Below are 9,210 nucleotides of genomic sequence, written 5' to 3'. Positions count from 1 at the left end.
GTCAGCGGTGAAGCGGCTGGAGGACCAGGGTCGCCAATGGCGGCAGCGTCAGGCTGAGGGATACCGGCTGGCCGTGCCAGGGCACCTCCTCGGCCATCAACTCGCCGCCATTGCTCACACCCGAGCCGCCGTAATCGGTCGAATCGGTATTCAGGCGCTCGCCCCAGGCGCCGCCGAAGGGCATGCCGATGCGGTAATTGTGGAGCACCTGGGGCGTGAAATTGCAGACGACCACCACCAGATCGTCGGGATTGGCGCCCTTGCGCATATAGGACAGGACCGAGTTGTCGCGGTCATTGGCGTCGATCCAGGCGAAACCCTGCGGCTCGCAATCCATCTGATGCAGGGCCGGGGTCTCGCGGTAGAGGCGGTTCAGGTCGCGCACCAGGCGCTGGGCGCCCTTGTGGAAGTCGTAATCCAGCAGGTGCCAGTCCAGGGCCCCGTCGTGGTTCCATTCCCGCACTTGGCCGAACTCGCTGCCCATGAACAGCAGCTTCTTGCCGGGATGGGTCCACATGAAGCCGTAATAGGCGCGCAGATTGGCGAAACGCTGCCATTCGTCGCCCGGCATGCGGCCCAGGATCGACCCCTTGCCGTGGACCACCTCGTCATGGGACAGCGGCAGGACGAAATTTTCCTGGAAGGCGTAAAGCAGCCCGAAGGTCAGGTCGTCGTGATGGTAGCGGCGATGGATGGGGTCCTTGCCGATATAGCGCAAGGTGTCGTGCATCCAGCCCATGTTCCACTTGTAGCCGAAGCCCAAGCCGCCGAGATAGACCGGGCGCGAGACCATGGGCCAGGCCGTCGATTCCTCGGCGATGGTCATGGAACCGGGATAGTCGCCATAGACAACTTCGTTCATGTGGCGCAGGAAGTCGATGGCTTCAAGATTCTCGTTGCCGCCGAACTTGTTGGGGATCCATTCGTCCGGCTGGCGCGAATAATCGAGATAGAGCATCGAGGCCACGGCATCCACGCGCAGCCCGTCGACGTGATAATGGTGCAGCCAGTACAGCGCGTTGGAATAGAGGTAGTTCTTCACCTCGTTCCGGCCGTAGTTGAAGATCAGCGTGTTCCAGTCCTTGTGCATGCCCTGGCGCGGATCGGCATGTTCGTAGAGATGGGTGCCGTCAAACTGGGCTAGGCCATGGGAATCGGTGGGGAAATGCCCCGCCACCCAGTCGATGATGACGCCGATGCCGCGTTCGTGCAGATGCTCGACCATGAAACGGAAATCGTCGGGCGTGCCGAAGCGCGAACTGGGCGCATAGAGGCCGATCGGCTGATAGCCCCAGCTTCCCGAGAAGGGATGTTCGTGGACGGGCAGCAATTCGACATGGGTGAAGCCCATCTCCATCACATAATCGCCCAACTGCTCGGCCAGTTCCCGATAGGTCAGCGGCTGGTTGTCCTCCTTGCGGCGCCAGGATTCCAGATGGACCTCGTAGATCGAGATGGGGGCGTTGCGGGCATTGGCGTTCTGCCGCCACTCCATCCAGCCCTTGTCCTTCCAGTCATAGGATTTCAGGTCGTAGACGCGCGACGCCGTGGCCGGCGGCACCTCGGCCCAGAATCCCATGGGGTCGGCCTTGAGCGGCAGGGTCTCGCCCGAGCGGGACTTGATCTCGTATTTATAGATCGCGCCATGGCCGATTCCGGGAATGAACAATTCCCAGACCCCGGCGCCGCCATGCAGGCGCATGGGATGGCGCCGTCCGTCCCAGGAATTGAAGTCGCCGACCACCGAAACGCGCTTGGCATTGGGCGCCCAGACGGCGAAATAGACTCCCTCCACCCCGTCGAGCGTCATGCAATGGGCACCCAGCCGCTCGTAAAGCTGCTTGTGCATGCCCTCGGCCATCAGATGGATGTCCATCTCGCCCAGGACCGGCCAGAACCGGTAGGGATCCTCGACCTCCTGCAGATGGCCGTCGCAATCCAGGCGCAGCCGGTAACGGAAGGGCTGCGGCCGGTCGAGATAGGCCATGAACAGCCCCTCGTCGCGCACGCGCTGCAACTCGCCCAGTTCCCGGCCGGTCTCGGACTCGATCAGCCAGACGCGCGCGGCCTGGGGCTGGAAGCTGCGGATCACCACACCGTCCTCGGTCCGGTGCATGCCGAGGAAGCCGAAGGGATCGGGATGGTCGGCCCTCAGCAGAGCCTCTTCCGCGTCGTGATCCCGGCTCTGCGCCAAGAGAGTATCAGTCGGTCTGGACATGGGGCTCCGCCTCCTCGCCATTGAGCAGCTTGATGAGGCCCTTGACCGGCACCGCCAGCCAGCTTGGCCGGTGGCCCGCCTCATAGGATATTTCGTAGCAGGCCTTTTCGATCAGGAATAGATGCAATAGCCGCCGCAGCTGGTCCCGGTCCTCGGGGCAGGAACGGCAGCCCCGCATGGTGTCCACGTAAGAGGACAGGAAAGCCGCGTTCACCCGCCGCTCCCATTCATGGGCCAACGGCTCCAGCGTTTCCCGCAATTCTGGCCGTTCGTCGGTCAGGTGGAACAGGCTGTACCAAGCGGCATAGTTGAAGGATCGCAGAATGCCCGCAACGTCGCGCAAGGGGCTGTCCTTGCCGCGCCGCCCTTCCAGGCTGCGCGTCGGCTCACCTTCGAAATCGATGACGTAGACGTCGTTCTTGACGAACAGAAGCTGGCCCAGATGGTAGTCGCCATGCAGCCGCGTGCGCAGGGCATCCACCTTCTCGGGCAGGGTCATGTCCAATTGCTCGTAGATCCGTCCGGCGCGGTCGTGCAGCCAGCGTGCCTCGGCCAGGTCGCTGGTCTTGATCGCCTGCATGGCCGCCTGGGCCTGTTCCCGAGCGCGATGGCGCCAGGCATCGATATCGTCGCTGGTGATGGGTTCCGGCTCGAAATCCGGATCGCCGCTGGGCGTCGCCAGGGCGCGGTGCAACTCGGCGGTACGCTGACCGATCACCCGCACGAAATCCAGGAAATCGGCATGGACGCCCATTTCCACCTGTTCCATCGCCTCTTCCAGCGGCAGCAGGCAGGCATCGTCGAGATAGCGGTTCACATAGCCGGTGGTATAGGCCCAGGCATCGCCCTGATTGGCCACATAGGCATGCATCATCGCCAGCACCGTCTGGCGCCCGGCGCTGTCCACCAGCCCGATCCCGCCCAGCAAGGGCGGCGTATTGGCGAAATGCCCCACTTCGGTCAGGAAGCGTCCCATCTCCAGTTCGGGATTGGGGCCGCTTTCGGGACGGCGGATCAGCTTGAGTACCGCGCGTTCGCCGATGACGAGCGAGGTGTTGGACTGTTCGGCGGAGGAACGGCGGACGGTCAGTTCCTCGGGCCATTCCACATCCTCGATCGCGCGGGTGTGGAAGGCCGCCATCTGCCATTCGCTGCCGGGGAAGCGGCGGTCGTGGCGGATCGCCTCGAACAGGGCCAGGGCGAAATTCTCCGAGGTGGTAGCGTCATAGATCGCCCCCGTCTCGGGGCCCCAGCGCAACCGCGCCACCACGCTGGCGACATGCCCGGCGAGCAGGTCCTCGGCCTCGCGCCCCCAGACCATGGCCAGCGGCACCTGATAGGTCCGCTGGTGGCCATCGGCGCGGCGCACATTGACCAGCGCCATCAGGAAGCTCTCGTCTCCCCGGCTGATCTGGGTGTGGTGCATCAATTCGGTCGAGGCGATGGTGCTGTCCTTCTCGGCATACCAACGCTGCGCCGGCAGGAAGGAAGGCAGGATGTCCTTCTGGAAGGTACGCCGCGCCGTGCCGGCGGACAATTCCCCCCAATCCTTGCGCATGACCAGCGTGATCATCTCCGGCGCCGGCTGCCCATAGGCCTCGTGCCAGGCCGGGGCCTCGGCCGCCACGGCAAGCTGGAACCAGAAGAAGCCGTAGCCCGGCAGGGTCAGGAAATAAGGCAGGTCGCCGATGGGCGGAAAAGCGCTGCGCCCCGTCATCTCGACCGGCACGCGGCCCTTGAATTCCGACAGGTCCAGCTCGACCCCCTGGGCCGAACGCGACAGGTTGCAGACACAGAGGATGGTCTCCTCCTTGTACTGCCGCAGATAGGCCAGGATGCTGCGGTTGGAGGGATAGAGGAAACGCAGGGTGCCGCGTCCGAAGGTCTTGCGGCCCTGGCGGATCTGGACAAGGCGGCGGGTCCAGTTGAGCAGCGAGCCCGAATTGCGCTGCTGGGCCTCGACATTGACCGAGCGGTAGCCGTAGACCGGGTCCATGATGACCGGCAGGAACAGCCGGGCCGGATCGCAGCGCGAGAAGCCGCCATTGCGGTCCTCGGACCATTGCATGGGGGTCCGCACGCTGTTGCGGTCGCCGAGATAGATGTTGTCGCCCATGCCCAATTCGTCGCCGTAATAGAGGATCGGCGTACCCGGCATGGACAGGAGCAGGCTGTTCAGCAGCTCGATCTTGCGCCGGTCGTTGTCCATCAGGGGCGCCAGGCGGCGGCGGATGCCGACATTGATCCGGGCACGCTGGTCGGCGGCATAGGTGGACCACAGATAATCGCGCTCGCGGTCGGTGACCATTTCCAGCGTCAATTCATCGTGATTGCGCAGGAAGATGGCCCATTGGCAATTCTCCGGGATATCGGGCGTCTGACGCATGATATCGGTGATGGGATGCCGGTCCTCGCGCGCGATCGCCATATACATGCGCGGCATCAGCGGGAAGTGGAAGGCCATGTGGCATTCGTCGCCATCGCCGAAATAGGGCAGCACGTCCTCGGGCCATTGATTGGCCTCGGCCAGGAAGATGCGGCCGGGATGGCTTTCATCCAGGGCGGCGCGCAGCTTCTTCAAGACGGCATGGGTCTCGGGCAGGTTCTCGTTGTTGGTCCCCTCGCGCTCGCACAGATAGGGCACGGCATCCAGCCGCATCCCGTCCACCCCGGCATCGAGCCAGTAGCGCATGACCTTGATGACTTCCTCGACCACGCGCGGATTGTCGAAATTCAGGTCGGGCTGGTGGTGGAAGAAGCGGTGCCAGTAATAGGCCTGGGCCTCGTCATCCCACGTCCAGTTGGATTTCTCGGTATCGGTGAAGATGATGCGCGTGCCCGCATATTTCTCATGGGTCTGGCTCCAGACGTAGTAATCGCGGGCGATGGTGCCGGGCTTGGCGCGGCGGGCGCGCTGGAACCAGGGATGCTGGTCCGAGGTATGGTTGACCACCAGTTCCGTCAGGACCCTCAGCCCCCGCGCATGGGCTTCGCGCACGAAGGTACGGAAATCCTTCATGGTGCCATAGGCCGGATTGACATTGCGGTAATCGGCGATGTCATAGCCGTCGTCACGCAAGGGGGAAGGATAGAAGGGCAGAATCCACAAGGTATCCACGCCCAGGCTTTGGATGTAATCCAGCTTCTGGGTCAGCCCCTTGAAGTCCCCCACCCCGTCGCCGTCTGAATCGTAATAGGATTTAACATGGAGTTGGTAGATGACGGCATCCTTGTACCAATACGGATCGCGGTCGTCGGCCATGGCTGCACTTTCTTCGAGGTGAATAGATACCGGGCCTGGCGGCCCTGTGTGAAATAGGGCGGAGGCACGGCCGCGCCCCCGCCTGCTGAATTCTCAACTCAGAAACATGGCGTCCGGTAATCCACCGAATTCCAGACGGTGATGCGGAAGAGCACCGCCGGATTCTCTTCGGGGTCGAGACGGATGCGATGCCGCTCGCCGCGCCAGAGATGGCGGCGGCCGGTCAGCAATTCCTCGACCTCGAAGGTCTCACCCGGCGGCACGCCCATTTCCTCGAGCGGGAAATGCAGCACCGCTTCATGGGGGTCGAACGGATCGAGATTGACCGCCACGAAGATCATGTTCGAGCGGTCATGGGTCATCTTGCCGTAGAACAGGATGTTGTCGTCGTCGGCTTGGTAGAAACGGGTATTCTCGAACTCGTGCAGCGCCGGATTGTCGCGCCGGATCAGGTTGACCTTGCGGATCTCGTCCTTGATGTTGCCCGGGCGGTCCCAGTCCCAGACCTTGTATTCGTATTTCTCGGAATTGAGGTATTCCTCCTTGCCCGGAATGGCCGCGTTCTCGCACAGCTCGTATCCGTTATAGATGCCGTAGACCGAGGACAGGGTGGCGGCCAGGATGAAGCGGATGCGGAAGGCCGGACGCCCGCCCGTCTGAAGGAAAGGCGGCAGGATGTCGGGCGTGGTCGGGAAGAAGTTGGGACGGAAATATTCCTTCTGCTCCGACTGGGCCAGTTCCGTCATGTATTCGATCAGCTCGTTCTTGAAGTTGCGCCAAGTGAAATAGGTATAGGACTGCGTGAATCCCACCTTGGCCAGCATCTTCATCATCTTCGGCTTGGTGAAGGCCTCGGAGAGGAAGATCACGTCGGGATGCTTCTCCTGCACCTTGCCGATCAGCCATTCCCAGAACGGCACGGGCTTGGTGTGGGGATTGTCCACCCGGAAGATCTTCACGCCCTGGTCCACCCAATACAGCACCACGTCCAGCCATTCCTGCCAAAGGGTCGCGGCTCCCTCGCCGTAGAAGTTCACATTGACGATGTCCTGGTACTTCTTCGGCGGGTTCTCGGCATATTTGATGGTCCCGTCGGGACGGAACTCGAACCATTCCGGATGTTCACGGATATAGGGATGGTCCGGGGCGCATTGGATGGCGAAATCCAGTGCGACCTCCATACCCAGTTCATGGCATCGCCCGACGAAATGGCGGAAATCCTCGATGGTGCCGTAATCAGGATGGACCGCCTTGTGCCCGCCCTCGTCCGAGCCGATGGCATAGGGGCTGCCGGGATCGTTGGGACTGGGCGTCAGGGTATTGTTCGGCCCCTTGCGATGGACCTTGCCGATGGGATGGATGGGCAGCAGATAGACCACGTCGAAGCCCATGGCGGCGATGTCGGGCAGGCGTTCCTCGCATTCCCGGAAGGTGGCCGCCCGGTTCGGGTCCTTGCCCTGGGAACGGTGGAACATCTCGTACCAGGCGGCGAAACGGGCCTGCACCCGGTCGACGATGACCTCCAGGACGCGATCATAACGCACCGCGCGCGAACGGTCGGGATAACGGTTCATGATCTGGTGGACCATGACCGATTCCAGCAGATGGTAGCGGTCTTCGTCGGACTCGGCGGCATCGAAGTCGTGAAGCACCCGGCGCAGGCGCTCGGCATCCTCGGGCTCGCACCGTTCGATGGCGGCTTCGACCATGGCGCGCCCTTCCAGCAATTCGACCGAAACGATCTGCCCGGCCTCGCGCTTCTTCGCCACTTCGGAACGCCAGGAACCGAAACGGTCGGCCCAGGCTTCAATGGTGTAGAGATAGCGGGTGTTGCGTTCCAGCTTGAAGCGGCCGACCCAGCGGTCGTTGTCGAGAAAGCGCATGGGCACTTCATGCCAGCGGGCGGTGCCTTTCTCCTTGTACAGCACCACGGCGGCAATCCGGTCGTGACCGTCCTTGTAGATGTCGGCCGAGACCTCCAGCATGTCGCCCACCTCGCGCTTGACCGGGAAGCGGCCATCGTCGAGTTCCGGCCAGACGCCCTCGATCAACACGGCCTGCGAACGGGTGGCGGGCAAGTCCGGGGGCAGAGCGCTTTGTTCCCCCTGTGCCGAGGCACTGTCGTCCATGGCCATCGCGCCGCCCTCTTGGAACATGCCCTTGCCCTCGTCGGGGAGGGAGCGGTCGCGGCGCGCCGGGGGATGGCGCAGCACGCGCATCTCCAGCGGCTTGAGCGTCAGGCGCGCGGGCAGCGGCCCGCCTGCCCGGCCCGGCGTGGCATCCTCGAAAGCGCCCAGGGACAGGCCGGAACGCTTGAGCAGTCCCGCCAGATCGACCGATTGGCTGTGACGGGGATCGGGATTGATCGCCGCCAGAACCCGGCTCGTCCCGTCCTCGCTGCTGCGCAGGATCAGCCGCACCGGGCCGTGCAGCCCCGTCAGGTCCTCCATTGGCCCTTCCTGGTTCAGGGCCGGAATGGCCGCCTTCATGGCATTGACGGCGGTGACGAAACCTTGCAGGTCGAAGGACGGCTTCTCCCAATGCTCGGGCCTCGTCTCGACCACATGCAGATCGCGCCGGAAGCCGAATTCATAGCCGATGGGCATCATCCAGCCGGCCGAGAAGAATGCCGCGAACAGGGCGCGCAGGCGGTAATGCCCTTCGACATCCTCGCCCGGCGGAATTTCATTGGCGAGGCGGCGGGTATCGTGGCTTTCGGGAAAAGCGATGGAGGGAGCGATGCGGCGCGACCGCTCATACTGTTCCAGCAGCCAGGGCTCGCGGAAGTTCCACCATTTCGAGCTGTTGAACAGGTAATCGAAGCCCGCCGCCGCCAGGGCCTCGGTTTCCTCGATGCGGCAGCCCAGGGTCTCGGCGGCGAAGACGGCATCGGGACGGACCTCCCGCGCCGCCTTGATGATGCCCGACCAGACCTCGGCGGGAACCTTATAAGCGGCGTCGCAGCGGAAGCCGGAAAAGCCCAATCCGGCATGATGACGCGCCACCTCGGCCCAGTAATCCACCAATTCGGGGCGCTTTTCCCGGCTGTCGTAATCGATTTCCGCCAGATCGCCCCATTCGGTGAAGATGGTGGGATCATTGGGATCGACGGCGCCGGGCGACAGGATCGAGCCGTCGGCGCGGCGCTTGTACCAATCGGGATGCTCCTCGACCAGCAGGGCGTCCTTGGCGGTGTGATTGACCACCAGATCCATCATCACCTTCAGCCCGTTGTCGCGGGCCGCATGGGTGAAATCGGCCAGGGCGCGGGCGGGATCGTCTCCTCCGCCCATCAAGGGATGGAGGCGATAATAATCCTTCACCGCATAAAGGCTGCCCGAGAAGCCGGGATAGTGGAACGGATTGATGTAGACCCAATCGAATCCCATGGCGGCAATGCGCGGCAGATGCTCGCGCCAATCCTCGACCTTTCCCACCAGCAGCGGGAAAAGGTCATAGATCCGGGGTCCTCCCTCCACGCCAACCTCCCATTTCGTGTCGCGGACCTCTCTCTTGCACCGCGCGCACCTTCTTCGGCGCGCGGCGCTGACGGCCCGATAACCTATCGGTACAGCTAGATTTTTCGCAGATGGGCCATGTTTCAACCCCTGCCCGGAGCAAGAAGCGAAACCGCCCCTGAGAATTCCCCGCCAGAGAATGTGGACAAACCCCCTACGCATGAGGTATTAGACGCCATGACGGTTCTACTACGGGCGGCCGACGGCTCCCG

At 63.2% G+C, this 9,210-nt stretch carries 3 protein-coding genes; all 3 read right to left on the bottom strand.

Annotated features, from left to right (window positions below; translation table 11 throughout):
* Nucleotide 1: 1 nt before the first annotated feature.
* The 3 genes from glgB to EPD66_RS12085 all read right to left on the bottom strand — a co-directional run bounded on the left by glgB (nt 2) and on the right by EPD66_RS12085 (nt 8,959).
* Nucleotides 2-2,218 (bottom strand): 1,4-alpha-glucan branching protein GlgB, encoded by a 2,217-nt coding sequence (gene glgB, locus EPD66_RS12095; RefSeq protein WP_142848767.1) that lies wholly within the window; start codon nt 2,216-2,218, stop codon nt 2-4.
* Entirely contained in the window at nt 2,202-5,480 is a 3,279-nt protein-coding gene (gene treS / locus EPD66_RS12090) for a maltose alpha-D-glucosyltransferase (RefSeq protein ID WP_142848766.1), read from the bottom strand. The genes glgB and treS overlap by 17 nt, the downstream gene beginning before the upstream one ends.
* A gap of 98 nt (nt 5,481-5,578) precedes the next feature.
* On the bottom strand, nt 5,579-8,959 hold the full coding sequence (locus tag EPD66_RS12085; protein WP_255448461.1) for a maltotransferase domain-containing protein: 3,381 nt from the start codon (nt 8,957-8,959) through the stop codon (nt 5,579-5,581).
* Nucleotides 8,960-9,210 lie beyond the last annotated feature (251 nt).

The sequence above is a fragment of the Telmatospirillum sp. J64-1 genome (genome assembly GCF_006980715.1).
Classification (GTDB): Bacteria; Pseudomonadota; Alphaproteobacteria; order Rhodospirillales; family Magnetospirillaceae; genus Oleiliquidispirillum; species Oleiliquidispirillum nitrogeniifigens.
Note: the sequence above shows the minus strand (reverse complement) of the source record. Positions and strands in the feature narration are given on the sequence as shown.

Excerpts from the sequence above, each read along its gene's own strand:
- glgB (WP_142848767.1), bottom strand. The coding sequence starts at position 2,218 with ATGTCCAGACCGACTGATACTCTCTTGGCGCAGAGCCGGGATCACGAC.
- treS (WP_142848766.1), bottom strand. The coding sequence starts at position 5,480 with ATGGCCGACGACCGCGATCCGTATTGGTACAAGGATGCCGTCATCTAC.